Annotated in this window: 25 protein-coding genes and 3 pseudogenes; 13 read left to right on the top strand and 15 right to left on the bottom strand. The window is 40.3% G+C overall.

The features are described from left to right. Nucleotides 1–136: 136 nt before the first annotated feature. The 3 genes from araH to EDC44_RS09700 are packed head-to-tail and all read right to left on the bottom strand — an operon-like array spanning nucleotide 137 to nucleotide 3,666. On the bottom strand, nucleotides 137–1,105 hold the full coding sequence (gene araH / locus EDC44_RS09710) for an L-arabinose ABC transporter permease AraH (RefSeq protein WP_131978076.1): 969 nt from the start codon (nucleotides 1,103–1,105) through the stop codon (nucleotides 137–139). A gap of 18 nt (nucleotides 1,106–1,123) precedes the next feature. Then, the gene (araG, locus tag EDC44_RS09705; RefSeq protein ID WP_165870253.1) at nucleotides 1,124–2,626 is read right to left on the bottom strand and encodes an L-arabinose ABC transporter ATP-binding protein AraG; all 1,503 of its coding nucleotides are present in this window, start codon (nucleotides 2,624–2,626) and stop codon (nucleotides 1,124–1,126) included. 38 nt (nucleotides 2,627–2,664) lie between these two features. After that, entirely contained in the window at nucleotides 2,665–3,666 is a 1,002-nt protein-coding gene (locus tag EDC44_RS09700) for an arabinose ABC transporter substrate-binding protein (protein ID WP_131978070.1), read from the bottom strand. A gap of 231 nt (nucleotides 3,667–3,897) precedes the next feature. On the opposite strand from EDC44_RS09700, the gene araD reads away from it, so the two are divergent. From araD to EDC44_RS09680, 4 genes are all read left to right on the top strand, one after another. After that, nucleotides 3,898–4,593 carry an L-ribulose-5-phosphate 4-epimerase gene (araD, locus tag EDC44_RS09695; RefSeq protein ID WP_131978067.1) on the top strand — a complete coding sequence of 232 codons (696 nt, stop codon included), beginning with the start codon at nucleotides 3,898–3,900 and terminating at the stop codon, nucleotides 4,591–4,593. 312 nt (nucleotides 4,594–4,905) lie between these two features. Beyond that, nucleotides 4,906–5,700, top strand: a complete 795-nt coding sequence (locus EDC44_RS09690) for a sulfite exporter TauE/SafE family protein (RefSeq protein WP_131978082.1) — start codon at nucleotides 4,906–4,908, stop codon at nucleotides 5,698–5,700. Between the two features lie 206 nt (nucleotides 5,701–5,906). Then, the gene (locus EDC44_RS09685) at nucleotides 5,907–6,959 is read left to right on the top strand and encodes a YeeE/YedE family protein (RefSeq protein ID WP_131978064.1); all 1,053 of its coding nucleotides are present in this window, start codon (nucleotides 5,907–5,909) and stop codon (nucleotides 6,957–6,959) included. A 42-nt stretch (nucleotides 6,960–7,001) separates the two neighbouring features. Next, nucleotides 7,002–7,223, top strand: coding sequence for a sulfurtransferase TusA family protein (locus EDC44_RS09680; RefSeq protein WP_131978046.1), 222 nt, complete (start codon nucleotides 7,002–7,004; stop codon nucleotides 7,221–7,223). A gap of 502 nt (nucleotides 7,224–7,725) precedes the next feature. On the opposite strand, the pseudogene EDC44_RS13250 reads toward EDC44_RS09680, so the two are convergent. The 5 genes and pseudogenes from EDC44_RS13250 to EDC44_RS09655 all read right to left on the bottom strand — a co-directional run. After that, nucleotides 7,726–7,856: pseudogene (locus EDC44_RS13250) on the bottom strand (IS256 family transposase); the annotation flags it as partial. A gap of 86 nt (nucleotides 7,857–7,942) precedes the next feature. Further along, the gene (locus tag EDC44_RS09670) at nucleotides 7,943–9,463 is read right to left on the bottom strand and encodes a WG repeat-containing protein (RefSeq protein WP_131978061.1); all 1,521 of its coding nucleotides are present in this window, start codon (nucleotides 9,461–9,463) and stop codon (nucleotides 7,943–7,945) included. 5 nt (nucleotides 9,464–9,468) lie between these two features. Further along, nucleotides 9,469–10,836, bottom strand: coding sequence for a GumC domain-containing protein (locus tag EDC44_RS09665; RefSeq protein WP_131978058.1), 1,368 nt, complete (start codon nucleotides 10,834–10,836; stop codon nucleotides 9,469–9,471). A gap of 86 nt (nucleotides 10,837–10,922) precedes the next feature. Further along, nucleotides 10,923–12,080, bottom strand: coding sequence for a hypothetical protein (locus EDC44_RS09660; protein ID WP_131978055.1), 1,158 nt, complete (start codon nucleotides 12,078–12,080; stop codon nucleotides 10,923–10,925). A 10-nt stretch (nucleotides 12,081–12,090) separates the two neighbouring features. Beyond that, a complete protein-coding gene (locus EDC44_RS09655) occupies nucleotides 12,091–13,107 on the bottom strand; it encodes a hypothetical protein (RefSeq protein WP_131978052.1) in 1,017 nt (338 codons plus the stop codon). A gap of 280 nt (nucleotides 13,108–13,387) precedes the next feature. On the opposite strand from EDC44_RS09655, the pseudogene EDC44_RS13245 reads away from it, so the two are divergent. The 8 genes and pseudogenes from EDC44_RS13245 to EDC44_RS09620 all read left to right on the top strand — a co-directional run. Continuing rightward, nucleotides 13,388–13,549: pseudogene (locus EDC44_RS13245) on the top strand (helix-turn-helix domain-containing protein); the annotation flags it as partial. Between the two features lie 3 nt (nucleotides 13,550–13,552). Then, a pseudogene (locus tag EDC44_RS09650) lies at nucleotides 13,553–13,945 on the top strand (YeeE/YedE family protein); the annotation flags it as partial. Nucleotides 13,946–13,987: 42 nt separating this feature from the next. Beyond that, nucleotides 13,988–14,209: a sulfurtransferase TusA family protein gene (locus EDC44_RS09645; RefSeq protein ID WP_131978046.1), complete on the top strand. Its 222-nt coding sequence runs from the start codon at nucleotides 13,988–13,990 to the stop codon at nucleotides 14,207–14,209. Between the two features lie 364 nt (nucleotides 14,210–14,573). Then, entirely contained in the window at nucleotides 14,574–17,009 is a 2,436-nt protein-coding gene (locus EDC44_RS09640; protein WP_165870252.1) for an autotransporter family protein, read from the top strand. Nucleotides 17,010–17,372: 363 nt separating this feature from the next. Further along, complete coding sequence (locus EDC44_RS09635; RefSeq protein ID WP_131978040.1) at nucleotides 17,373–18,959, top strand: L-lactate permease; 1,587 nt, start codon at nucleotides 17,373–17,375, stop codon at nucleotides 18,957–18,959. A gap of 155 nt (nucleotides 18,960–19,114) precedes the next feature. Continuing rightward, nucleotides 19,115–19,846 (top strand): (Fe-S)-binding protein, encoded by a 732-nt coding sequence (locus tag EDC44_RS09630; RefSeq protein WP_131978038.1) that lies wholly within the window; start codon nucleotides 19,115–19,117, stop codon nucleotides 19,844–19,846. Between the two features lies 1 nt (nucleotide 19,847). Further along, nucleotides 19,848–21,260, top strand: coding sequence for a LutB/LldF family L-lactate oxidation iron-sulfur protein (locus tag EDC44_RS09625; protein WP_131978035.1), 1,413 nt, complete (start codon nucleotides 19,848–19,850; stop codon nucleotides 21,258–21,260). After that, nucleotides 21,260–21,958: a LutC/YkgG family protein gene (locus EDC44_RS09620; protein WP_131978032.1), complete on the top strand. Its 699-nt coding sequence runs from the start codon at nucleotides 21,260–21,262 to the stop codon at nucleotides 21,956–21,958. Before EDC44_RS09625 ends, EDC44_RS09620 begins: the two co-directional genes overlap by 1 nt. Here EDC44_RS09620 and EDC44_RS13240 read toward each other — a convergent pair. From EDC44_RS13240 to EDC44_RS09605, 4 genes are all read right to left on the bottom strand, one after another. Then, the gene (locus EDC44_RS13240) at nucleotides 21,953–22,312 is read right to left on the bottom strand and encodes a hypothetical protein (RefSeq protein ID WP_165870251.1); all 360 of its coding nucleotides are present in this window, start codon (nucleotides 22,310–22,312) and stop codon (nucleotides 21,953–21,955) included. The genes EDC44_RS09620 and EDC44_RS13240 overlap by 6 nt on opposite strands. Further along, nucleotides 22,312–22,476 carry a hypothetical protein gene (locus tag EDC44_RS13235; RefSeq protein WP_243647933.1) on the bottom strand — a complete coding sequence of 55 codons (165 nt, stop codon included), beginning with the start codon at nucleotides 22,474–22,476 and terminating at the stop codon, nucleotides 22,312–22,314. The genes EDC44_RS13240 and EDC44_RS13235 overlap by 1 nt, the downstream gene beginning before the upstream one ends. Nucleotides 22,477–22,505: 29 nt before the next feature. Then, on the bottom strand, nucleotides 22,506–22,781 hold the full coding sequence (locus EDC44_RS13230; RefSeq protein ID WP_243647932.1) for an oxidoreductase: 276 nt from the start codon (nucleotides 22,779–22,781) through the stop codon (nucleotides 22,506–22,508). A 191-nt stretch (nucleotides 22,782–22,972) separates the two neighbouring features. Next, nucleotides 22,973–23,989, bottom strand: a complete 1,017-nt coding sequence (locus tag EDC44_RS09605; RefSeq protein ID WP_131978079.1) for an aldo/keto reductase — start codon at nucleotides 23,987–23,989, stop codon at nucleotides 22,973–22,975. A 106-nt stretch (nucleotides 23,990–24,095) separates the two neighbouring features. On the opposite strand from EDC44_RS09605, the gene EDC44_RS09600 reads away from it, so the two are divergent. After that, nucleotides 24,096–24,956: a LysR family transcriptional regulator gene (locus EDC44_RS09600; RefSeq protein ID WP_131978026.1), complete on the top strand. Its 861-nt coding sequence runs from the start codon at nucleotides 24,096–24,098 to the stop codon at nucleotides 24,954–24,956. A 37-nt stretch (nucleotides 24,957–24,993) separates the two neighbouring features. Here EDC44_RS09600 and EDC44_RS13415 read toward each other — a convergent pair whose 3' ends face one another. The 3 genes from EDC44_RS13415 to EDC44_RS13330 form a co-directional block, all read right to left on the bottom strand. After that, nucleotides 24,994–25,116, bottom strand: a complete 123-nt coding sequence (locus tag EDC44_RS13415; protein ID WP_424276109.1) for a hypothetical protein — start codon at nucleotides 25,114–25,116, stop codon at nucleotides 24,994–24,996. Continuing rightward, nucleotides 25,070–25,270 (bottom strand): hypothetical protein, encoded by a 201-nt coding sequence (locus EDC44_RS12995; RefSeq protein WP_165870249.1) that lies wholly within the window; start codon nucleotides 25,268–25,270, stop codon nucleotides 25,070–25,072. The genes EDC44_RS13415 and EDC44_RS12995 overlap by 47 nt, the downstream gene beginning before the upstream one ends. Before the next feature lie 92 nt (nucleotides 25,271–25,362). After that, nucleotides 25,363–25,494, bottom strand: coding sequence for a hypothetical protein (locus EDC44_RS13330; RefSeq protein WP_279388378.1), 132 nt, complete (start codon nucleotides 25,492–25,494; stop codon nucleotides 25,363–25,365). Nucleotides 25,495–25,841 lie beyond the last annotated feature (347 nt).

Here is a 25,841-nt window from a genome sequence, read left to right as displayed (position 1 = left end):
AGAGACGGTATTTTTGAGCATAGACATTTCCTTTTTCGATATGCCTATTAGATCAAACCTCTAGATGGATGTCTAGAGGTTTGTCAGCGGTCTGATGCGAGTACCTTTGTACTCGCATCGTTATATTATGAACTTTTTATTTAATTAACTTTTGTTTATATCTATCGAAAATAACGGCAATCAATAAAATCAACCCTCTCACTACATATTGTGCGAACGGTGAAATATTTAACAAATTCATTGCATTTTCAATTGTTCCTAAAATTAATACCCCTGCAATAATAAAAGAAATTTTAGCAACGCCGCCGTTTAAGGATACGCCACCAAGTACACAAGCAGAAATTGCGACTAATTCAAAACCAATAGAAGTCATTGGTTGTCCGCTCGTCATACGGGCTGCAAGAATAACGCCTGCCAGTGCTGAAATAGCGCCTGATACCACAAAAATAATTAATTTTGTACGATCAACATTAATACCGGCTAACCGTGCGGCCTCTTCATTACCACCAATGGCCAAAGTATTACGTCCGTAAGTTGTTTTACTTAACAAAAAACCAAAGATAGCAATACAAATAATAGTGAATAAAATAGGCAGAGGGATGCCAAACACATTTTGATAACCTAACTCAAAAAACTCTTCTTTTGTAATACCGACCGCTTTACCATCAGAAATAATATAGCCTAAACCACGTGCAATTTGCATACTTGCTAACGTCGTGATCAAAGAATTAATTTTTAGTTTCGCTATAACAAAACCATTTATCAGACCAATTAACGCACCTAATGAAACTCCGGATAACACGCCTAATGTAACACTTTGAGTAAGGTTAATTACTGTGGCGGTAACAACACCTGCACATGCAATTACGGAGGCGACGGATAAATCAATTTCACCTGCGGCAAGGCAAAATAACATTCCACAAGCAACCATACCGCTCATTGAAATGGCTAATCCCAAGCCTTTCATATTAATCACCGTAGCAAAATTCGGAATAAACAAGCAGGCGGATATAAAAATAACAGCAAAAATTAACAGCATTCCATAAGAATTCCAAATCTTATTAAAACTACTCACTTTTTGAGTTTGAGATGTTGTTGAGGCCATATACTAATTCTCCTTATACTACGCAGCTTTGGTTTCAACCATAGCAAGTTTTAAAACACCTTCTTCTGTAGCGTCTTTACGTTCTACAATACCTGTAATCTGCTGATTTCTCATCACCATTATACGATCCGATAAACCGATAACTTCCGGCAAATCACTGGAAATCACAATGATCGCGATTTTTTCATCTGCTAATTTAAAAATCAGATCATAAATTTCTGATTTGGCGCCGACATCAATACCACGAGTCGGTTCATCTAACAAAAGCACTTTGATATCTTCGGATAGCCAACGGCCTAAAATGACTTTTTGTTGATTCCCACCGGACAAATTCATAATAAGCTGTTCAATAGACGGTGTTTTCACATTCATTTTCTGACGTTGTTTTTCAGCATTTTGCTTTTCCCAAGATTCATTAATAATAAATTTTAAGAAATTATGAGAACGTCTGGCACTTAGATTAATATTTTCCGCAACACTCCCCAAAGGAATTATTCCTTCTTTCTTACGATCCTCAGGACATAACACTATCCCTTGCTCAATCGCATCTTTAGGACGCTTTATACTAATGACTTTGCCGTCTAACTCAATTTTTCCCTGAGTCATCGGATCCGCGCCAAAAATGATTTTAAATAGTTCCGAGCGACCGGCTCCCACCAACCCGAATAATCCTAAAATTTCCCCTGCTTTAACTTCAAGATTAAAGTTTCCCGGCAGTTTTCTGCTTGCAAGAGCGGTCACTTTTAAGCGAGTTTCACCCACATCTCTTGAACGGTAATTATACACATCGCCTAAATTACGCCCGACCATACTACGTACGAGGACATCATTGTTAATTTTTGATAAATCCGAAAATGTTTCAACAAATTGACCGTCTTTCAATACGGTAATTTCATCACTAATACGAAAAATTTCTTCCATGCGATGAGACACATATAGAATGACTTTTCCTTCCGCTTTTAATTCTTCAATAACCGAAAATAGCTTTTCAATTTCAGGTGCAGATAAACTACTCGTCGGTTCATCGAATGCAATAATTTTAGCGCCGCGGCTCAGTGCTTTTGCAATTTCTATCATCTGCCATTGCCCAATAGAAAGCTCTCTTAGGGGAGTATTTGGCGAAATATTTAACTCTAATTTATCTAAATATTTTTGAGTACGAGCTAATAATTCTTTCCGATTAACTAACCCAAAAGAATGCGGTAATTGTCCCAAGCAAAGGTTTTCAGCGACGGTCATGTCCGGCACAATATTTAATTCTTGGTAAATAATTGCCACTCCTGCCAGTAACGCATCTTTAGTCGTACGAAATGTAAGCGTACGCCCGCCTATATGCATTTTACCTTCAGTAGGTAAATAGTTACCGCTTAAAATTTTCAGTAAGGTGGATTTACCCGCACCATTTTCTCCCATTAGGGCATGTACTTTCCCTTCATAACATTTAAATGAAACATTTTGTAATGCTTTAACACCGGGAAAGGATTTGCTAATTTGATCGAATTCTAAATAGGGAACCTGCATAAATATTTCCTCCTTACTGATATTTTAATACGTCTTAATTAAAGACCTTTTTTCTCCAATTCTACTTTAAAATTCTCACGAGTAAGTAAGACCGGATCTCCGATAGGGGTATATTTAGGTGGTTCTACACCATCTTTAACCCATTTATACAACATTTCGGTACTGCGGTAACCGTGTACATCCGGACTTGGCAGTAATGATCCAACAAAACCGGTTGCATTAGGTTTTGAAAGTTCACTCACAGCATCTGTACCATTAATACCGATACCTACAACATTTTCAGGCTTAAATCCTTGCCCTTCCGTTGCTCGAACACCGCCTAATACGGTATTATCATTCATCCCTACAATTAACCAATTTTTCACTTCAGGGTGTTGCACCAACATAGAATTACCTGCATCCAATGCTCCCGGAATATCATTACTTTTCGTTGGTGATTTATAAATTTGTTTTTCAGGGAAACCGGCTTTGATTAATGCAGAAATAGAACCTTCGGTACGACGACGGGCTGTATCCAACTCATCGGCAGTAATCGCTAATACGGCTGTTTCACTGACATTCCAACCGCGTTTTTGCATTTCTTTGTATAACTCTTGCCCTTGACGTTCACCAATTTCTGTTGCAGCCATCATAATAAGAGGTACATTAGTCATAGGTTCTCCTGCAGCATTCAAGAATTGGTCATCCACCGTGATAACCTTTAAGTCATAAGAACGAGCTTTCGCCATAATAGCGGGACCTAATTTTGGATCCGGTGTACAAATCACAAAACCTTTTGCTCCGCTTGCTGCTAAATTATCTATAGCATTCAAGGTTTTTTCACCATCCGGAACTGCAATCTTGATAATTTGCACATCACCGATGTCTTTAGCAGCTTTATCTGCAAATGCCCATTCAGTTTGGAACCATGGCTCCTCGGGTTGTTTGACTAAAAAACCTAATTTCACAGGATCTGCTGCATATACAGCGCTAGAAGTGAAGCCGGCTGTAGCTAATACTGAAACTGCAACTAATGATTTTAAGAAATTTCGTTTGTTCATTGTTAGTCCCTCAATATAAATGATCTGATCAATCAATGTTAGACATCTTCGAGACAGCTTGCTTACTGTTCGACAGTGGCATAATATCTTATTTAATCACGATGAAAATGAGATCTAGATCACAGTATGAATTTATTGCTGAATAATCCATATATTCAGCAAATCAATCCTAACAAATTAGTAAAATTTATATAAAAATTCAAAATAATTTACAACAATCAGGAGATTATTATGCTAGAAAGTTTAAAACAACAAGTGCTGGAAGCAAATTTAGCACTGCCTAAATATAACCTTGTAACCTTCACCTGGGGAAATGTCAGTGCAATCGATCGAGATAAAAACTTGGTTGTAATCAAGCCATCCGGCGTTGATTATGATGTAATGACAATTAATGATATGGTCGTTGTCGATTTATTTACAGGTAAAGCAATAGAGGGAAATAAAAAACCATCATCCGATACTGCAACACATTTAGAATTATACCGTCAATTTTCAACTATTGGCGGAATTGTTCATACTCATTCACGCCATGCCGCTATTTGGGCACAAGCAGGCAAGGATATTATTGCAGCAGGAACTACTCATGCCGATTATTTCTATGGTTCAATTCCTTGTACAAGAAAAATGACTGAAGCTGAAATTCAGAATGACTATGAATTAGAAACAGGTAAAGTCATTGTTGAAACATTCAATCAACGCAATATTACTCCTAAGGATATACCTGCAGTTCTCGTTCATTCACATGGACCATTTGCTTGGGGAACTAACGCTGATAATGCAGTACATAATGCTGTGGTATTAGAAGAAATCGCTTATATGAACTTATTTTCTCATCTACTAAATCCAACATTACAATCAATGCAACAAACATTACTCGACAAACATTATCTGCGTAAGCATGGTAAAAATGCATATTATGGACAATAGAAAAGTAATGACATGGTATCCTGTTCACTGATAGAATGAGCGGCGGATTTCGCATATTTTGTTGCATTCTATAATTACCTTAATTACCTTTTACGATTGTCTGAATTATGCGAAAAAATGTCGCTTTTATCACTTGCCACTCTTCAAAACAATATCAATGACACGAGAGAATATCAGGCGTTAAATCGGTATATCATGTTTTGCTGACCGCAATGATTGTTTTATCGGTTTAATGGCAATGCATCGGATAAAAGTAATACGTACTCGCCATCGGTGACGTAACGGATAATATGAAGGAGAAAATGTATGCCAATGTGGGAAATTATTTTAATTTGCCTTGCTATCGGGGTGTTTGCCGGCTTTATTGCCGGTTTGTTAGGTCTGGGCGGCGGTACGGTAGTCGTGCCGACCTTATATTATGTGCTGCCTTTTGTAGGAATCCGTGATGAAATATTAATGTCTGTAGCACTAGGCACTTCTTTTGCCACCATTGTTGTCAGTACGCTATCGGCGGCTCAGCAGCACCACAAAAACGGTAATGCAGATTGGAATGTAGCAAAAATTTTAGTACCGGCATTAATGGTTTCCGTGTTTATTTCCAGCCTGTTTGTCAGCAATCTGCCTAAAGCCTATCTCACCAAAATCTTCGCGGTAATTATGATGTACCTTGCGCTTAAAATGTTGCTTTCACTGAAAAAAGACGTTATCCGAACAAAACCCTTAACCACACAATCTACGCTGGTTGCCGGTGCTGTTATTGGTGCAATTTCCAGTATGGCGGGCGTGGGTGGCGGTGCTTTTATTGTGCCGTTTCTGAATGGCCGGGGGGTAGCGTTAAAACGTGCTATCGGCACATCATCAATCTGCGGTTCACTACTGGGACTTTCCGGCGCAATGAGCTTTGTGGTGAGTGGTTGGGACAATCCATTATTACCGAATTATTCCTTAGGCTATGTTTATTTACCGGCATTATTAGGTATCACCATCAGTTCCTATTTCACTTCCAGACTCGGTGCTAATGTGGCAAACAAATTACCGGTATCAATTTTAAAACGGGTCTTTGCCGTTTTCTTAATTTTTGTCGGTTTGAGTATGGTGTTTAAATAAAGGTTAAACAACAATGCCTTAATCATTATTCGCCCCGCTCCTGAAAGGCGAGGTCTTGACAGTAAATATTGATTATGTTTTGTGAGCACGCGCACGATATTTATTTTTCTTATAAACAAAACATCTAACAACTAACCAAAAATTATTGGCTCAACATAAAAATTTCTTCGCATAATAATCCCTCAATTATTTAATTGGGAGGTATTATGCTTTGGACTATCTTTGCCGGCGGTTCGCTCGGTATCTTATTCGGCTTTGTATTGCAACGTACAAGATTTTGTATGACGGGCGGATTCCGTGATATGTATATTGCCCGTAATAACAAAATGTTCTATGCCTTTTTAATTGCCATTCTGGTGCAGGCGGTTGGTGTGCTTGCTTTGATTGAATGGGGCTATGTCGGCGTGCCTTACAAGGATTTTTCCTTACCGGCAACAATAGTCGGTTCTTTTGTGTTTGGTGTGGGGATTATCCTTGCCGGTGGCTGCGCAACCGGTACGTGGTATCGCGCCGGCGAAGGTTTGATCGGCAGCTGGTTGGCGTTAATCGCTTATATGTTTAGTGCGGCAATGATGAAATACGGCGCCCTTGCCGGCTGGCAAAAAAGCCTGACCCAATACGGGCGGGTAAATGATAATCTTACTGCCAGTTTAGGTATTTCCGTTTGGTGGTTGGTAGCGTTGTTGGCGTTAGCGGTGGCATTTGGTGTGCGACAAACACTCGCCAAACGCCCGAAAACCAAAGTTGCTGCCTTGCCGGCAAAATATCGCGGACTGCGCCATTGGCTGTTTGAAAAACGCTATCATCCTTTCGCCGCCGCAACCGTTATCGGCATCATCGCCATTTTAGCCTGGCTTGCCAGCGGCAGTACCGGACGTGTGGGCGGTTTGGGCATTACGACACCTTCTGCCGATATTGTGAATTTTTTAGTCACCGGCAACCAAAAAAGCCTGAATTGGGGCGTATTTTTAGTATTGGGCATCTTTGTCGGCTCTTATATTGCCGCCAAAGGCAGCCGTGAGTTCAGATGGCGTTTACCGGATATTAAAACCCTTTATCACAGTGTGATCGGCGGCTTAATGATGGGTGTTGGCGCTTCCCTTGCCGGCGGTTGTACCATCGGTAACGGCTTAACCGCCACGGCAGTGATGAGCAGCAAAGGCTGGATCGCATTGGGCTTTACCATTATTGGCGTATGGACCGCTGCCCATTTTATTTTCGTATTACCACGTCAGCGTGCGCAGGCAGCCGCTGTTTAATTATTAAGGTCTATTGACCATCGTTTATTGAGAGGAAACATTATGATCGTTAAATTAGAAACCGCCGGGCTGGTTTGCCCTTTCCCATTGGTTGAAGCAAAACAGGCAATGGCAAAATTAAACAAAGGTGACGGGCTTGAAATTGAATTTGATTGCACCCAAGCCACGGAAGCCATTCCGAACTGGGCCGCGGAAGAAGGCTATGAAGTCACCCATTTCGAGCAACTGGGCGCTGCCAAATGGACCATTACGGTGGTGAAATAAGGAAAACAAGAGAAAAGCCCAATAAAAAAGAGCATCGAATGATCTGCGCCCCAAAAGTTGGACCTTCCACTATTAAGGTGCAGATTTTTTATGACCAAATATACCCAAACATTTAAACAGCAAGTGATTGATTTTTATATTGAACATCATCACAACTAGTCTCTCACCAGAAAACACTTTCAGCTCAAAAAGACAACACTTGACCGTTGGATAACCTAATATCACTATTTAGGCGCAGGGCTTGCCGTGCGACATCCCATCAAACCTATTCGCCCCACTTCAAATTCCAGGTCGTGCAAGCGGTCGAAAATGGGCAATTTTCTGCAGAAGACGCAGCATTGCACTTTGGTATTTCCCATTCCCATCAGCCAATGGTTGAAAGCCTTTCGGGAAGACGGTATAAAGAGACTATCCCTCAAACCGAAAGGAAGACCGTCCATGAAACTGAAATACACCAAAATACTACCACCCAAAACCGAAGAAGACTGTAGTGATACACTACAGTAAGCTCAGCATTCAAAGCGGCTTCTACGGTGATTTTTTCAACATCCGAAACAGTTGATTGAGGTCTTCTGGTATATTGAGATTTTTGGCGAATTCTACTGTCAAAGTTTTGAGTTGTTTTTCGTTCATAATAAAAATACTTGTATCTGACTATTATCTCGAAAACAAGTATTTACACAAATTATTGTATAGGCTCCCTTAAAACGATTTACAAATTACTTAACCCATTCAAATCTTTTGTTTATTATACCCTTTCTTCCCTGATACTCAGCATTTGCTTTGCCGTTAATAAATCGCCCTGCATTATCCAGTACCGGATCGAGTAAATAACGCCCTGTTTTATCTATATAGCCCCATTTCCCGCCTGAGCAGTCTCCTTGAATAGAATAATCTGTTTTCACATAAACGCCTGCTATCCCTTCACTAAATCGTCCAACACAGCTATAAATTGGGTGAATCACATAGTTACCAAATTTATTGATATAGCCCCATTTACCACTCCAATCTTGCACTGCAGCTAATCCTTCATAAAAATTAGCGGTATATTTAAATCTAGGCTCAATGGCAATATCGCCTTTTTCATTGATATAGCCCCAATTACCATTAATTTGGAATTTCACCAATCCTTCGTAATATTGATATGCACTAGCCTTATTTCCTTGATTATCTTGAGAATTCATTTCTAAGCGTTCAATAATATTGCCTTGTTTATCCAATATCACATTATATTCTGTAGAAATATTTCCTTCTTGTTGAATATATTGAACTTTTGCTTTTCCGTCTTTAAAAAGATCAACCGATTTAAATACTAATGAGATCACCTCTTTCCCATTTTTATCAATAAATCCCCATAAGCCGCCATCACATTTATTGATGGTATAATATCCGCCAAGATTAACCGCCGCTCGTCCTTCCGTAAACCGCCACGCACAGTCATACTTTGGTCTAACAATATATTGCCCTTGTTTATTGATATAGCCCCATTTTTGATTTGGTTCACGCACTGCGGCGATATTTTCACTAAATGCTCCCGCATTGCTAAAACGTGCCGGAATAATGATTTCGCCTTTGTCATTCACATAACCATAAAGCTCATTATGTTTAAAACGGGCTAATCCCTCATCAAAGCGATAATTTTTAGGGTCAAAATTCGCCAATTTATTCGACTCTGAAAGGGAAGGGTTATCTAAGGCTTGCTTGCGTTTTGCCTCAGCAAGTTTAGTTTGTTCCGCTTTTAATTTTGCCCTCTCTTGCTCCAATTCCTTTTTAAACTTTTCCTGTTCGGCTGCCAGCTCGGCTTTCAATTTTTCTTGCTCAGCTTGTAATGCGGCTTTTTGTGCCTCTTGCTCTTTGGCATTTTTCTGAGCATTTTCGACCGCTTGTAGTTGATTACAAGCGGTGATTTCGCCTAGTTTACAGGCTGTACGCTGAAAAATCTCCGCTTTTTCAGGCTTATCTCGATAATGCTCGATCATTTTAGAAAGTGCCGGTAAATAAGCCGCTTTTGCACTCCGTTCAAACCATACTAACGCTTCTTTTGGGCTGTCTTTTTCCAGCAATGTAGCATAGTGGAATTGGGCGATTTTCTCGCCCTGTTTAGCACTTATCTCACAGAATAATTTTGCCAGTTGCGTTTGCCCGCCTTTTATTGCTTTTTCACATTTTTCAAGATCGTTGGCGTAAGCCTGTACCGATATTGTACTTAGTGAAAGAAAAAGAAAACTGAATTTTTTCATTATTTTTATTTTCCTTGAATCGCTCTATTAGGGCTTTGTTTAAGTTCTTGCTCAGTTACTCTGCTCTGATTACGTTCTAGTTCCTCTATTTTAATTTTTTGATCTTTATTGATTTTTTCTAATTCTGTATTTTTGTTTTTTAATTGTTCAACTTTATTAGTACTTTCCTTTAATTTATTTGCATCATCATTAGAATACTGCATTACACCTAATATACAGCTTAAGATAAAGAAGATTGAACAAAGCCCTGCAAAAAGCCATTTTAAAAAATCCGGTTTTTTCAATTCTTGAATATAAGCATTCAAGTTGGCAATTTCTTGATCTTTACTATTAAGATAGAGCTGCTGTTGCCTTTCTGTCGCATTTAATTGCTGTTTAAGAGAGTCTAATTCTTCCTTTCGAACCAACCCAACACTAGCAATTCCCTTTTGATCGAGATTATTTAATAGAGAAGCAATTTTTACCAATGCATTATTCTTCTCTCGATTTTGAGTTTCAGTCTCTCGAATATGTTGGTTTAATTCGTTAATTTTATTTTGTTGCATTTTTTCATTCTCGGCTAATTGGGCTATATGAACGTTTAATCGGGATTTTTCTTGATTAACGCTCTCTTGAAATGCACCAATTTTGCTATTTACCTGTGCGTCAATTTGGGTCTGCATTGTTTGCATTAGCTCTTGATAACGCTGTTCAATTTGCTCCTTGCCTTGCTTCTCTTTTTGATAGGCATTAGCATATTGTGCAAATTTTTGTGTAAATCTATCCGCTTGTTGTCCTAATACCTTTAAATAAGCCGGTGATAATTTTTCAATTTGGGGGGATTTCTGCAAATATTGGCTAATTTCAGGGTTTGCCGAAAAATAAATCTTGCCGTATTGCTCAATCAATTTGGTTTGATGCAATAAATTGAAAACCTCAATACGTTGTTCATTGGCTTCAAGGGGAATAAATAATTCGTGATCCGTTGCATTAAAAAGCGTGGTGGCAGCCACTTTTAATTCCCATTTTTCTAAAATAGGCAAATCCGGACAAGGTTTGCCAAAAATACCGGATTGGTAAGTTTGGTGAGAAAAATCAACAAAATGTTGAAGCTGGTATTGAACCAACGTTTTAAGCATCTCAAAAACGGCATTACTATCTAAAGCTACCGTTATTGTTTCGACAAATGCCCCAAGATAAGTACCCGAACGGTGCGATCCTTTTTGGCGGAAAGTATGGTATTGAGCAACACCATAAACCGGTTTGCCCTGATATTCAAGCCGTTGTACGCAGTAAAGCGGTAATACGATATTCTCTTTATTCGGAGTAGGCATTGCTCTTGCCCCTTCGCCGCTAAGATCCCACTGTTGCACAAGATGAAGGGTGTTTTCCACCCCTTCTACGCTATATTGATAGCCGTCTGCACTACCAATCATTCCATAGCCCACATATTGAGCCGTTTGTATTGATTTTTCGCTCATTATCTACCACCAAATGCCCAACGTTTAAACTGTTCCCAACAGGAAGGCTTCACAATAGTGGTATCGCCCGTTACGCTGTTATAAATCCAATCGAACAATTTTGCCGGGCAGGTATGATCGAATTTATCCAAATCATCATATTTGGTAAATGTCCCCATTTGATAAAAAATTGCCTTATTGCTCGGCTCACGGAAATAGCCATTGGCAAAGGAAATCAACTCATTCTCTTTTGCCTGAGCGTAGGCACTTGGCGAATGTCCGTATTTTTCTTTGGTCTTTTCCGAAACTTTATCGGCTTTAGAAAGTAACAGGATTTTCGGGTAGAATTTGCCGTATTTGTCTTGCATTGTGCGAATTTTGTCAAATAAACTGCTCAACATTTGCACCTGTGGCGTAAAAACTTCATCCGTTTCCATCTGCTCACGTTCTTTGCCTTTAATGGATTGGTCATAGACAAAGGCAAATTTACAATTTACATCCGATTCTAAAATCACTTCCAAATAATCCGGTAGTTCACCCGCTTGCGTTGCTCCCTTCCCTTCATAAATGCGGGCAAAATGTTCGCCTGAAGCATCAATAAAGGTGAGTTCCATTGGCGGTTTGCCGATTTCTTGGGGCTGATAAATCAGATTTAGCTCGTAAAACTCTAATTCGGATGTCCGATCCAAACTTTTTTGTGGACTACTAAACATCTCAATAATGCGGTTATAGAGCAACACTTCCTCACGGGTAGCAACCTCTTGATTTAGTCGCACTGTGCCGTTGAGATAAGTTTTCATATAATAAACCAGACTGGAGATGATATAAGATTTCCCCGCCCCCGCTTTGCCTAATAGCAGCACATAATTTTTCGTTTCTGCATTAAGATTCAGTTCTTCAAGGCGTTTGCGGTATTCCTCTTTCGTCATCCGAATTTTCGCATCCCGTTTTGCCGAACGGGTGCGGGCAGAAGGGGGAATAATGCCGTTATCCGCTTTATCATCTAAGGGCTCAAAATTAACTGGTTCAACAAAGCCCAGCTCATTTTCAAGCGGTGGGATTTCGGTTTCTTCTTGCAAATTTTCTGAAAAATCGACCGCTTGCTGTTTGCTTAAATCTACTTTTTCGGTTGATTTTTCTGCATTCAAACTTTTTAAAAAATCTTCATCTAAAGCCATTACATCCCCCTTATAAATCTACGCCTTTATTTAAACTTGGTTGATAGGGTTCGACCTCTTTACGTCCATAACGTACGATTAAAAATGCCACAACCGCCCAGTCAAAAAAGATACATACCAGTGATAAAATAAAAGCAACAAAAGTATGTTGGGTAAAACCAGATTTAAATGAAAAGGCAATTTTGCCGAGTTCTTGGGTTTCAACACGCACTTTGTCAAATTTAAACTTTGTCAGATCTTTAATAAATTCTTGGGTATCCGTGCCGATTTTGTTAATGCCATTCACAACTTTAATATTAATCTTTCGACCATCTTCTTGATCCTTCAGCATATCACGTGCTAAAAGAGCTTCCTCAATTAAAGCATCAAGCTCTTTAACAAGTGCAGCATTTTGTTCTTTCATCTTGTGAATGCGACCATAATCACCTGTACCAAACTGTTTTTGGGCAATACTATCAATGTTATCGCTGTATTTTTTGGCAAGTTCGGCTGGCGAACCGGCAAACTCAGTCAATCTTTCCCCTAAAACCGCTTCAAGTTCTTTAATAATTTCTCTCGCCCGTTTACCAAGCCCCGGACGTGCCGAATCGGTAATTTGTGAAACAAGCTGTTGGGTTAAAGTTTCAACCCGAATGGCTCGGGCTTCGGTATCCGGTGCAAAATTATCCAATGCTTTCGTTGAAGCCGCTAATACATCTTGAAGCTGCTGTCTGTGTTTAGTCAGTTCATCACGGTAAAGCTGTTCGGTTTGATAGTTGGTGTAAACCGCATTGAAGTTGCCGGTAAAAGAGAATAAAAAGCAGAGAAAATAGAAAGTGATAAACCCCAAAATCGGCAGTTTATTAAGCCGTCTAAAGCCGATAAGATAGGTTAAAAAGCCCATAATCATTGAAAGCCCTATCGAGAACCCCCACGCAAAAGTCTCACCGACCAAATCTTCAAAGCCCTTTGCCGTTTGCCATAAGCTAATGGTTAGAAAAACAGTCAATGGCAAATAAACAATACCCGGAATCTGTGCTTGTTTCATAAAAATCCTTAAAATAAGTTGTCAATAAATGCAGCAAATTGTACAAAAAAAAACAATCGTGCATTAAGAATTTTTGGGAGAAAAATGTCTATTTTTAGGCGGCATTGTGCCAAATCGTTTGGGTATATACGGTGAAGCGGGAAGTAAAGATTAAAAAGGATAATAAACAGTAATGAAAAAAGCTAGAAATCCTAGTCATTTATAATGGATAATCGGCTAATTTCTAATCTGTACACCAAAAGTTAGACTAAACCTCCAACTTATTAAGGTACAGATTTTTATGACCAAATATACCCAAACATTTAAACAGCAAGTGATTGATTTTTATATTGAACATCATCACAACCAGTCTCTCACCAGAAAACACTTTCAGCTCAAAAAGACAACACTTGACCGTTGGATAGCCCAATATCGCCATTTAGGTAATACAGGGCTTGCCAGCGGCAGTACCAGACGTGTCGGCGGCTTGAGCATTACGACACCTTCTGCCGATATTGTGAATTTTTTAATCACCGGCAACCAAAAAAGCCTGAATTGGGGCGTATTTTTAGTATTGGGTATCTTTGTCGGCTCTTATATTGCCGCCAGAGGCAGCCGTGAGTTCAGATGGCGTTTACCGGATATTAAAACCCTTTATCACAGTGTGATCGGTGGGTTAATGATGGGGGTCGGCGCTTCCCTTGCCGGCGGTTGTACCATTGGTAACGGCTTAACCGCCACAGCAGTGATGAGCAGCAAAGGCTGGATCGCATTGGGCTTTACCATTATTGGCGTATGGACCGCTGCCCATTTTATTTTCGTGTTGCCGCGTCAGCGTGCGCAGGCAGCCGCTGTTTAATTATTAAGGTCTATTGACCATCGTTTATTGAGAGGAAACATTATGATCGTTAAATTAGAAACCGCCGGGCTGGTTTGCCCTTTCCCATTGGTCGAAGCAAAACAGGCAATGGCAAAATTAAACAAAGGTGACGGGCTTGAAATTGAATTTGATTGCACCCAAGCCACGGAAGCCATTCCGAACTGGGCCGCGGAAGAAGGCTATGAAGTCACCCATTTCGAGCAACTGGGCGCTGCCAAATGGACCATTACGGTGGTGAAATAGGCAAACTGAAAGCAAAAGTGCGGTAGAAATTTTCAAAAAATGACGTCCTACGATCAGCTTAACCATCCTTATCCTCAAATAATTGTTATTTTTTACTCATTTTCTGTTGAAAAAAACTCCACACACATTATAATGCCGAAGTTTTTTTGCAAAAACAACAAGTTAGCTCTTGTCAACCCCAAAATTAAACTTAATTGAGAATTAAAATATGAAAATATCATCTTGTACACAAAAAATAAGCTGTACTATTTTTCCTCAAGGAAACCATAGCTTTTTTAGAAGAACCGCTATTGCGGTATTGTTGGTATCAACATACCCAGCGCATGCTAATGTGAATGAAAGGATTCAAAAAGCGATTGATTATATGATCAAGAAAGAGCACGAAATCGTTTATGATCGGAACGAAATCGCAACAAAATCTTTCCATGTCAATGATAAAGAAAAAGCCAAAGTGACCTTTAATACCGATGTTAACGGGAATGGCTATGTGGTTTACTCAAATTACTCCCCGAATACCACAAGCATTATCAATAATGCCTATTTAACCAACCGCAGCGAAGTCATTTCTTCACGTCATCATCCTAATACCGAGTTTGCTTATTTAGAAAATAACGGCAAAATTGAAGGAACCGGCGGGTGGTACACAGAAAATGCAATCTCATTCCAGGCACCTCAAGTTTATATTCGTAATAACGGGACTATTACCAATACGAACAACCAAGCCAAAGCGCCAACATTACGGATGTACGGTAAACAAAGGGCTGTGTTAGATAACCATAAGCAAATCATCTCCAACACTGATGCCCCACTACAAATCTGGGGTAGCGGACTTTATATATTAAATAGGGAAAATGCTCAAATCAGCGGTGATAACTCTTACATTTATGGAGGTAATATTTATCTCCAGAATATGGGAAAAATTTCTGCAACCTCACAAAATGCAACCGCACTTGATATCCGACTGGCAAATAAAGGACACGCTACTATTTATAATTCCGGTGAAATAACCGGTAATATTTCTATTTCATCAGCATCACAAACAAGCGATTCTGTCGCTTTCCATTTAGAAAACGGTGTTGTTAATGGCGATATTTCCATTGGAAAAACAGCATCTGAAATAAACTCATCCGAACTATTTATAAATGGAAAATCAAAAATTACCGGAGTAGTGTTCACTTCAAACGATGTTGAAAGTAACGATACACTGACATTACTTGAAACTGGAAACCTGACACGAAACCCATTTTTAGACTTTGAACATCTGAATGTTGAAGGCGATTGGTTAGCTCAAAACTATTTACTTTTTCCCAAAAGCACGCTAATCAAAAATAAACTCACCGTACAAGATGGCGAACTTAACTCGGCACAAGTCACCATTAATCCGCAAGCCGGCTTAGTGGTTAATTCCGATTACGTGATTAATGGCAATTTAACTAACCAAGGCGATATTTCATCTGCTGACGGTTATCAAACCTTAACTATTAATGGCGATTATGTGGGTCACACCGGCTCAAAAATCAAAATGCATACTCGCTGGGATCAAGACAACTCCTATTCAGATAAAATCGTTATTCAAGGTGAAGCGACAGGTGAAACCACGGTCGTTCCTGTTGATAGCGACGGCACGACAACGGTTATTAAAGGTAATGTTCAGCAAGCTACAACAAGACTTAATACTATTCCGGTCATTTCTGTTACAAAAAGCGGCAGCACGGTATTTAACGGTGCGGCAATAACGGAAGGCGGTTATTTAGCGAATTTAGCTAAACGCAGCACGGGAAATGGTGACGAATATTACTGGACCATGGATCCGAAATCACAGCATGCCCCCGCCCCGAATGTCGAACCTCGTACACCGGGATATATTGTGATACCTCATATCAATATAGAACAAGGCTACGCTATCGTCGGCACATTACACCAACGTCAAGGAGATAAATCCGCCCGGGAAACAAAAACCTGGGGACGTACATTAGGTGGCCATCTGGATATAAAAGGACGTAATCGCTTTAATGCCGATACATCAAGTTTCGGCTTCCAACTGGGACAAACGGTTCAATTGAATAACAATGAATCCGCCACATCCGTTCTAGGCACTTATATGGCGCACCACAAAACAGCGAGTAAATTCACCGCACTTCAAGATAACAAACAACGTCTGGAAAAAACCGGCACAGGGAAAAGCCAGGCCTGGAGCTTAGGTTTAACCTATACGCGTTACAGTCAGCAAGGAAATTATCTTGATTTAGTGGGGCAAGTATCGTTATTACGTAATGAATATCGCGTAACCGACCGTAGCCTACAAGGAAACAGTGAAAGTAAACAGAAAGGTTTTAGCACCTTATTCTCGGCAGAATTCGGGCAGGCTTATCAATTCGATTCGACAACGCAATACGGTTGGTCAATTGAACCTCAGGCACAGTTAATTTATCAAATATTGAAATTAGATGATTTCCACGATGGTATACGCAAAATCGATCAAGATATGCATCACGGATTACGTGCCCGCCTTGGATTACGTTTAGGGTACAATGCACCGGGTGTCGATCACAATTCATTTAACACAATCTATATGATTAGTAATATCTGGCAGGATTTTAACCGCACTTATAAAACAAATGTCGGTCCGGATAAAATCAACGAAAACTTTAGTTCGACTTGGGCTGAACTTGGTGTTGGTGCACAGTTTGCGTTAAGCAAACAAAGCAGCATTTATGCTGATGTCCGTTATAATCACCATCTGGACGGCAATCAACGTAAAGGAATAAACGCCAATATCGGGATAAAATATAGCTGGTAGCGTGCAATGTAATACAGACTAAAAAAGTGCAGTAAAAAATACCGCACTTACACGACAGGATCGTCACGTACAATACCGATTCAAAACCGGCAACGAATATTAATCTGCCCTCAAAAGTTGAACGAAATATCCAACTGAATAAGGTGCAGATTTTTAGTTCTTGGCAGCACCTCTTAATAGGTATTTGTCTGATTTATTTGAAAATATCTATTTAAAATTTAAACAAACAATTAGCAATTGTGTGATTTCGGTCACATTTTTATAACATCGGGGCTATCTTTTTATAATATCTTGTTTACAATCTCTCTCGCTATTATAGTGCAGTCAATTATTTTTTATTATTCATTTATTGGGGTAGGCATTATGGCTCTCTTTTTAAGTATTTTTCCTATCGTTTTACTAATTTATTTAATGGTAAAACGTAACGCATTACCATCTTATCTTGCGTTGCCTTGGATTGCAGCGGTAGTATTAATTATTCAGTTAGTTTTCTTTGGTACGGATATTACCATTGTAAGTGCAAATATTGCTTCTGCAATTGTCGCGGTTCAGACACCGATTACCGTTATCTTAGGTGCAATTTTATTTAACCGCTTCTCTGAAGTTTCGGGTGTAACGAATACATTACGCAAATGGTTAGGGGCAATTAACCCAAATCCGGTTGCACAATTAATGATTATAGGTTGGGCATTTGCTTTTATGATTGAAGGCGCAAGTGGTTTTGGTACACCTGCAGCCATTGCCGCACCAATTCTTGTCGGCTTAGGTTTTGCACCAATGAAAACGGCAGTGCTGGTATTGATTATGAACTCTGTACCGGTATCTTTTGGCGCAGTCGGCACACCAACCTGGTTTGGTTTTGGTCCGTTGAATCTAACGGATGGACAAATTTTAGAAATCGGTTCTATGTCGTCATTAATTCATGCATTTGCCGCATTAGTGATCCCCGTTATTGCGTTACGCTTTATTGTAAGCGGTAAAGAAATTCGTCAGAATATCATATTTATCTATTTAAGTATTTTGGCGTGTGTCGTGCCTTATATTTTACTAGCGCAAGTAAATTATGAATTTCCATCATTGGTTGGTGGTGCAATCGGTTTATTTATCTCTGTTATTTTGGCAAATAAAGGCATTGGTTTAACAAAAGTTGAGAATACTTTAGAGACTGCAGTAAGTACAGGAGAAGTAATTAAAGCCTTATTTCCGACCGCACTTTTAATCGCTATCTTAATTGTAACTCGCCTTCAACAGCTACCGTTTAAAGCAATGATGAATGATGCAACAACCTGGTTCGCCGTTCAATTAGGTTCATTAGGGCGTTTTGAAATCAGTCAGGGGTTGATTTTCAGCTTAAAAGATATTTTTGGTACCTCAATCAGTTCAAATTATAAATTATTATATGTACCGGCATTAATTCCGTTCTTTGTTACCGTATTAATTGCTATTCCTGTGTTTGGTGTATCAGCCGGAAAAGCAAAGGATATTTTTGTAATGAGCTTTAAACAAACTAAAAATCCATTTTTTGCCCTTGTTGGTGCATTAATTATGGTGAACTTAATGTTAGTTGGCGGTGATGGCTCAATGGTTAAAATTATCGGTAAAAGTTTTGCAGAAGCAACCGGTGAATATTGGACCGTCTTTGCCTCTTATTTAGGTGCGGTTGGTGCATTCTTCTCCGGTTCAAATACCGTATCTAACTTAACATTCGGTAGTGTTCAGTTATCCACTGCGGAACTCACCGGTTTATCTGCAACCTTGATTCTTGCATTACAATCCGTTGGCGGTGCAATGGGTAATATGGTATGTATTAACAATATCGTTGCGGTAAATTCAGTATTGAATATTCAAAATCAAGAAGGGGCGATTATTAAGAAAACCGTTATTCCAATGGTGATCTATGGTATCATCGCTGCATTGGTAGCATTATTTGTTGTTCCAATCATCTTCTAAATTAAATGGGCGGATAATAATTATTCGCCCTGAATTCTTCATAGAGTAGGCTTTAGCTCATCAATTATTTTAACGTTATGTTATAAAACGATGGGCTGAAGCCCATTCTATGATTGAACGTATTTTAAAATTTTATCTGAAATGTTGGAGTTCTTATGAACGTAAATTTTTATGTCACTTGTATTGCAGATATTGTTAAAGCAGGCGTGGCGAAAAATTCAGTATTGCTACTGGAAAAATTGGGTTGCAATATTATTTTCTTGGAAAAACAAGGATGTTGCGGGCAACCTGCAATGAACAGCGGTTATACCAAACAAGCTTTAGCAGGTATGAAAAATTTGGTAGAAACCTTTGAAGTTAATGATTATCCGATTGTTGCTCCTGCCGGTTCTTGTGTCTATGCGATTAAAACTTATCCTGAACATTTTGCGCGTTTTGGTGAGCCTGAGTGGGCGGAGCGCGCCAAGAAAGTTGCTGCCCGTTTCCATGATTTAACGGATTTTATTGTAAATAAATTAAAAGTAACCAATGTAGGTGCAAGATTAACCGGCAAAGCGGTTTACCATCCTTCTTGCAGCCTTTCCCGTAAATTAGGTGTTGTCAATGAACCTTTAACGTTATTACAAAACGTAAAAGGCTTAGAACTGCTACCTATTGCTAATCAACAGACCTGTTGCGGTTTCGGCGGAACATTCTCGGTTAAAATGGCGGAGATTTCCGGTGAAATGGTCACGGAGAAAGTGGCACATATCAGTGAAGTAGATCCACAATATTTAATTGGTGCAGATGTCAGTTGCTTAATGAATATTGCCGGTCGTTTAAGTCGTGAAGGGAAAAATGTGAAAGTTATGCATATTGCCGAAGTATTAATGCAGGGGGAAGAATAGTATGTCATTAAAAACCAGTAATCTTGCATTTAAAGCACGTGTGGATAATCAGATTCATAACGAAATGATGCGTAAGGCGGTAGTAAAAGCGCAAGAAACCATCGGCGCAAATCGCCAGAAAATGGTGGATGAATTAGGACATTGGGAAGAATGGCGAGATTTATCGAAACAAATTCGTAACCACGTTTTAGCGAATCTTGATGCTTATTTATACCAATTAAGTGAAAAAGTACAAGAAAACGGCGGTAAAGTCTATTTTGCCGAGACAGCTGAAGAGGCGAGTGAGTATATTCGTCAGGTAGCATTGTCGAAACAAGCGAAAACTATCGTTAAATCCAAATCAATGGTAACGGAAGAGATCGGTTTAAACGAAGTGCTTGAAAAGGAAGGGATGAAAGTCGTAGAAACGGATTTGGGGGAATATTTACTGCAAATCGTTGGTGACAAGCCTTCTCATATTGTTGTTCCGGCAATTCACAAGGATCGCCACAAAATTCGTCAGGAATTACATGATGTCTTAGGCTATGAAGGTACTGAACAACCGGAAGAAATGAATGCTTTTATTCGTCAAATTTTACGTAAAGATTTTTTAGCGGCGGATATCGGTATTTCCGGCTGTAACTTTGCGGTAGCTGAGACAGGGTCTGTCTGTTTGGTCACGAATGAAGGTAACTTACGTTTAGCGACGACGATACCTAAAACGCATATTGCCGTGATGGGGATGGAACGTTTAGCACCGACTTTCCAGGAAGTTGATGTATTAATCACTATGTTAGCCCGTAGTGCGGTAGGCGCAAAATTGACCGCTTATAATACTTGGTTAACCGGTCCGAGATTAGAAGGTGAAACCGACGGTCCTGAAGAGTTCCATTTGGTTATTGTGGATAACGGCCGTTCAAAAATTTTAGAAAGTGAATTTAAAGATGTTTTACGTTGTATTCGTTGCGGCGCTTGCTTGAATACTTGTCCGGCTTATCGACAAATTGGCGGTCACGGTTACGGTTCTATCTATCCGGGCCCGATTGGTTCGGTGATTTCACCATTATTGGGCGGTTATAAGGAATTTAAAGAATTACCTTATGCTTGTTCGCTTTGTACGGCTTGTAATTCTGTTTGCCCGGTGAAAATCCCATTGGCACAATTAATTTCTAAACACCGTGAACACATTGCTCAGTCAGGTATGACACCGACCTTAGAACGTTTATCCATTTTCGGTTTCACAATGGCTAATTCACATCCGACTTTGTGGAAAGCGGGAGTCAAAATCGGTGCAAAAATTGCCGGTAAAGCGATTAAAAATGGTAAAGCACCAATTCAGATCGGTGCATTAGCCGAATGGACAAAAGCGCGTGATCTTCCGCAACCGGAAGGGGAAAGCTTCCGTGAATGGTTCCAGAATAGAGGTAAAAACTGATGGATTTACAAAATCGTGAAAATTTCTTAAATAAATTAGCCGAGAGAATGGGCAGACCACGTCAATTAGTGCCTGAACCGATGCCGGAATTAGTGAATAATCATCCGACAACTCGTTTAACCCATTTAAATCAACAAGAATTAGTGCAAGAGTTTATTAATTTTGCCAAGGTAATGATGGTTGATTTAGTTGAAACAAACTTAGCTGATTTGAACCGCACTTTATTGGATATTTGTGAAAAATACGGCGGCGGAAGTATTATTTTAAATAATGATCAGCGTTTGGTCGATTTAGGCATTACGCAGTTAATCCAAGAAAAATATGACAGCTATGTTTGGGATCTTAACCAAACGGAAGAAAACTTTATCAAAGCAGAAAAAGCCAATATTGGCATTGTCTATGGCGAGTATGGTTTGGCGGAGTCCGGTGGCGTAGTACTATTTTCCGATAAAGAATTTGGTCGTTCGGTGAGCTTATTACCGGAAAAATCTATTGTCGTTTTACGTAAAAGTGCGGTATTGCCACGCGTTGCACAGTTGGCAAAAATCCTACATGATAAAGCACAAAATGGTGAACGCATGCCGTCTTGCGTAAACATTATCTCAGGTCCAAGTGCAACGGCAGATATTGAATTAATCAAGGTTGTTGGGGTTCATGGTCCTGTGAATAAGATTTATGTTGTAATTGATGATTTATAGAATTCGGAGTTTTGGGGCAAAATATTGATCTCCCCCCAAAAAGTCAGACACTAATAACAGGACTGATTTCAGTATTACACCGAACTCAGTCCTTTCAATTTTATCCGGAAAAATAGAACTTCTCTTCATCACATTTAAATTCGATTCGGCAGAAAAGCCATTATTGCTGTATTCTTGCGCAAAAATTCGCATCAGAAGCAGCATTTCAGGTGGTATTACGACTTTTGCCGCTTGGATCACTTCTCCCCCGAACAAGCGTTTGTCCTGCTCGTATTTGTCGATGCAAATATTCATTTTTGGCCAATAAAATTGGTAGGTAAAGTAGCCGGTGCGCCGCGTGAATTTCAATGGCATCAAAGCCTATCTACCGCTCGTTTCATCGCACGTTGAAACTGTTGTACCACTTCTTCCGCCTCTTCCGTAGTTAGGGCGTGCGGCATTTGGTAACGCCAGCGACTTTTATCACTAGTCACACTTTCATCACACATAATCGCCGATGGTGCGACCACATCTGCCAACTCAAGGCTTTACGTCCTACATAATCGATTTACACCACAATTTTCTTCAACGCCTGCACTTGTTCATCGTTCCACAGCCCCAAGCAGTCCGGCGAAATACGGGCGTTGTCGGCGACATTAGTCATCTCTACGATAATCACCCCCACGCCACCCACAGCACAGCTGACGTAATACACAAAGTGCCAGTTATGTGCAATACCGTATTTTTTCGCCACATACATACACATCGGCGGCATCACTACCCGGTTTTTCAGTTGCAGATTTTTCACCTGAAACGGTTCGGTTAAATAACGGAATTTTGCCATACTATGCTCCTTATCTATACTAATCCGCCTTACCATAGCACTTTCAAAGCGAAAGTGCGGTCGGTTTTCAGCGGATTTTAAGAGGAATTTTTGCCGAAAAACAGCGGATAAAATCGCATTGATGGGGATTTTTGCACAGTGGGATATAAGGAAATGCCGTCTGAAAGGCTCAAACTTTCAGACGGCATTGGTTATTTAATCAACGGTTTATCAAAGCGTACATTGGTATTCGGTTTGTTTAACGCCATCACGCCCGATAATTCGTGCGGTACATAGCATTCTTGCAAATACGCCGTGTCTTCATCGCTCAATGTGATATTGAGGGCATTGACTGCACCGTCGATGTGGTGGAACTTGGTTGCACCGACCACGGGCGATGCAACTTTGCCCAACAGCCACGCCAAGGAAATTTGGGTCATTGATACGCCGTATTTTTCAGCAAGTTCTGCTACCCGTGCGATGATTTTGCCGTCTTGTTCGGCGGTTTTATCATATTTGAGTTTGGCGATTTGATCGGATTCCAAACGAGTGCTGGTTTCAGACGGCTGGCGGGATAATCTGCCAGCGGCTAAAGCACTGTACGGCGTAAGTGCAATACCGTGCGTGTTGCAGTAGTCATTCATTTCCCGCTCGTCTTCGCGATAAATCAGGTTGTAGTGGTTTTGCACCGACACGAATTTCGCCCAGCCTTCCCGTTCCGCCAAAGCGTTGATTTCCGCCAGTTGCCACGCATAGCAGTTGGCAATGCCGATATAGCGTGCCTTGCCAGCCTGCACCACATTATTCAAACCCTGCATAATATCTGCCATCGGCGTGTGGTAGTCCCACATATGATAAATGTACAAATCCACATAATCCGTGCCGAGATTTTGCAGGCTTTGGTTTAAACACTGCTCGATATAGTCTTGCCCCGACAAGGTATTTTCAGCAGGTTTCGGCAAAAATTTGGTAGCAATGACCGCCTGATCCCGTGGCATAAAATCGCGAACGGCACGCCCGACAAACTGTTCGCTGCTGCCGTCGGCATAAGCAATGGCGGTATCAAAAAAATTGATGCCTTTTTCAATAGCGTGCTTAATGATTTGACGAGATTGTGCTTCGTCCAAAATCCAGTTATGCTGCCAACGGGAAGCATCGCCGAAGCTCATACAGCCCAAACAAATGCAGGAAATATTTAAATCTGAATTGCCTAATTGAATGTATTGCATCATCTACTCCTAAGGTTGTCTGAAAATATGTTGCTATTTTAAATAGACAAACTGCTAAAATAAAATACAATTATCTTATCTCAGCATAAATAAAACAGATACTGAAATGGAACTGCGACAATTAAAACAATTCTGCATCATCGCCCAATCCGACACCTTGACCCAAGCGGCGGAAAAGCTGTTTATCTCCCAGCCAGCACTCAGCACTTCGCTGAAAAACTTGGAAATCGAGTTGGGTGTCAGCCTGTTCGACCGCAAGAAGAACGCCATCAAGCTCAATAAAAACGGTGAAAAAGCCCTACAATACGCCCAAACTGTGTTGGCGAAAGCCGATGAAATGCAAGATTATTTCCGCCAACTGGCAAGCAATCGGCACAGCCTCCGCCTTGCCTTTTGCGATGCCGGTCCGATGTGGTATCTGATGCCGCATTTTGCCCTGCTGCCCGAAGATTATGCGGTAAAAAACAGCCGTTTTGCCGACAGCGAAAACGGCTTACAGCTGTTACTCGACGGTAGCCAAGACATCGTTATCAGCAGTCAGCCACTGCTCCACGAACACATCATCAGCCGCGAAATTTTATCCGACCAAGCGTTATTATCCGTACCGAAACACCATCCGCTTGCCACATACAACACTCTCTGCCTGAACGACATCCCCCCCTATACCGTATTACAACTGAATGTTAAAGGACATTTTTTGGCACAGATTACAGCCTATTTCCACCGACACCAGCTTGAGCTGCCCATTGAATACGAAGACGATTTCATCAATTTCCAGCAGCGTCTGACTTACAGCGACAGCCTTTCTTTCTCCAGTCGCCTTGCTCAAACCTACCGCAACGACGGTGGTAAACGGCTGTTAATCCCACTTACCGATGAAGCCTGCTACATCCGCTATTATGTGAATTACCTGCATAACAACAGCAAAACACTGGAAAAAGTATTGAGGGTAATGGAAGAGGCGTGATAAATGCCGTCTGAAAACTTTTTCAGACGGCATTTATCTATTTCGCCAGCTTCAGAGGTCGTCTTACCCGATACAACACCAGCACCGCTAGAATCAACAGGCAGCCGATGATTTTACTTGTAGACAAGACTTCCGCCATAAACAGCACGCTGAACAGCATTGTCCATACGGGTTCTAAAATCATAATCAATGCGCCGTTGCTGATGTCGCTCTATAATGGAAAAACGCAGGCTCACAAAGGCGACCGCCGGCAGTTCGGCAATAGTACTTTTAGAAAATAACCAGCCTAACGCAGCGGTAATAGTGGTGAGCAATAAAATCCACTCGCCGCGATATTATTGAAACGACATAGAAAACTCCTTGAAAAACGACCGCACTTTTTCGCTTAACGTGTGGTCAATTTGTCTTATTTTTGACGGAAAATAGTCGCATTCGGGAACACCATTTTACCGTTCTCTGTTACGCTGCTGAAATGATCAGCGTGCATATGGATTGGGTGAGCCGTTGCAGACAAAAAGGCGATAGCAGCGGCAATCAATGTGGTTTTGTTTATTGGAATAAGTCTCTTATGTGAATTTGTTGGAGTGTAGTTTAATGGGAATTTTTGCCGATAAACAGCGGATAAAATCGCAATGTTGGGTATTTTTGCACAATAAAGGGTGAGAAAAAACTGTCTGAAAGCCTAAACATTTATTTGCAGGCTCACTCGTTCGCTTGTTCACCCTTTTGGACCGTCGGCAGAGTCGGCTTTCAAAAACCTACGATTTTTGTTAAACAGCGTATTGTCTCTTACATCCTTTCCTTTGTAAAAATGTATAAATATACATTTTTTCATTTGTAAAAATGTTATATAATACATTTATTAAAATGAAAAAGTGGAGAAAT

The organism is Cricetibacter osteomyelitidis (assembly GCF_004340985.1).
Lineage (GTDB): Bacteria > Pseudomonadota > Gammaproteobacteria > Enterobacterales > Pasteurellaceae > Cricetibacter > Cricetibacter osteomyelitidis.
This window is presented reverse-complemented; position numbering and strand designations above follow the sequence as displayed.

Coding starts and splice junctions, on each gene's coding strand:
- EDC44_RS09635 (WP_131978040.1), top strand. CDS start 17,373: ATGGCTCTCTTTTTAAGTATTTTTCCTATCGTTTTACTAATTTATTTA.
- EDC44_RS09605 (WP_131978079.1), bottom strand. CDS start 23,989: ATGCAATACATTCAATTAGGCAATTCAGATTTAAATATTTCCTGCATT.
- EDC44_RS09690 (WP_131978082.1), top strand. CDS start 4,906: ATGTGGGAAATTATTTTAATTTGCCTTGCTATCGGGGTGTTTGCCGGC.
- EDC44_RS09660 (WP_131978055.1), bottom strand. CDS start 12,080: ATGGCTTTAGATGAAGATTTTTTAAAAAGTTTGAATGCAGAAAAATCA.
- EDC44_RS09645 (WP_131978046.1), top strand. CDS start 13,988: ATGATCGTTAAATTAGAAACCGCCGGGCTGGTTTGCCCTTTCCCATTG.
- EDC44_RS09700 (WP_131978070.1), bottom strand. CDS start 3,666: ATGAACAAACGAAATTTCTTAAAATCATTAGTTGCAGTTTCAGTATTA.
- EDC44_RS09655 (WP_131978052.1), bottom strand. CDS start 13,107: ATGAAACAAGCACAGATTCCGGGTATTGTTTATTTGCCATTGACTGTT.
- araH (WP_131978076.1), bottom strand. CDS start 1,105: ATGGCCTCAACAACATCTCAAACTCAAAAAGTGAGTAGTTTTAATAAG.
- EDC44_RS09670 (WP_131978061.1), bottom strand. CDS start 9,463: ATGAAAAAATTCAGTTTTCTTTTTCTTTCACTAAGTACAATATCGGTA.
- EDC44_RS09625 (WP_131978035.1), top strand. CDS start 19,848: ATGTCATTAAAAACCAGTAATCTTGCATTTAAAGCACGTGTGGATAAT.
- EDC44_RS13230 (WP_243647932.1), bottom strand. CDS start 22,781: ATGGCAAAATTCCGTTATTTAACCGAACCGTTTCAGGTGAAAAATCTG.
- EDC44_RS09600 (WP_131978026.1), top strand. CDS start 24,096: ATGGAACTGCGACAATTAAAACAATTCTGCATCATCGCCCAATCCGAC.
- araD (WP_131978067.1), top strand. CDS start 3,898: ATGCTAGAAAGTTTAAAACAACAAGTGCTGGAAGCAAATTTAGCACTG.
- EDC44_RS13240 (WP_165870251.1), bottom strand. CDS start 22,312: ATGCCATTGAAATTCACGCGGCGCACCGGCTACTTTACCTACCAATTT.
- EDC44_RS13415 (WP_424276109.1), bottom strand. CDS start 25,116: ATGCTGTTCAGCGTGCTGTTTATGGCGGAAGTCTTGTCTACAAGTAAA.
- EDC44_RS09620 (WP_131978032.1), top strand. CDS start 21,260: ATGGATTTACAAAATCGTGAAAATTTCTTAAATAAATTAGCCGAGAGA.
- EDC44_RS09685 (WP_131978064.1), top strand. CDS start 5,907: ATGCTTTGGACTATCTTTGCCGGCGGTTCGCTCGGTATCTTATTCGGC.
- araG (WP_165870253.1), bottom strand. CDS start 2,626: ATGCAGGTTCCCTATTTAGAATTCGATCAAATTAGCAAATCCTTTCCC.
- EDC44_RS09680 (WP_131978046.1), top strand. CDS start 7,002: ATGATCGTTAAATTAGAAACCGCCGGGCTGGTTTGCCCTTTCCCATTG.
- EDC44_RS09630 (WP_131978038.1), top strand. CDS start 19,115: ATGAACGTAAATTTTTATGTCACTTGTATTGCAGATATTGTTAAAGCA.
- EDC44_RS09640 (WP_165870252.1), top strand. CDS start 14,574: ATGATCAAGAAAGAGCACGAAATCGTTTATGATCGGAACGAAATCGCA.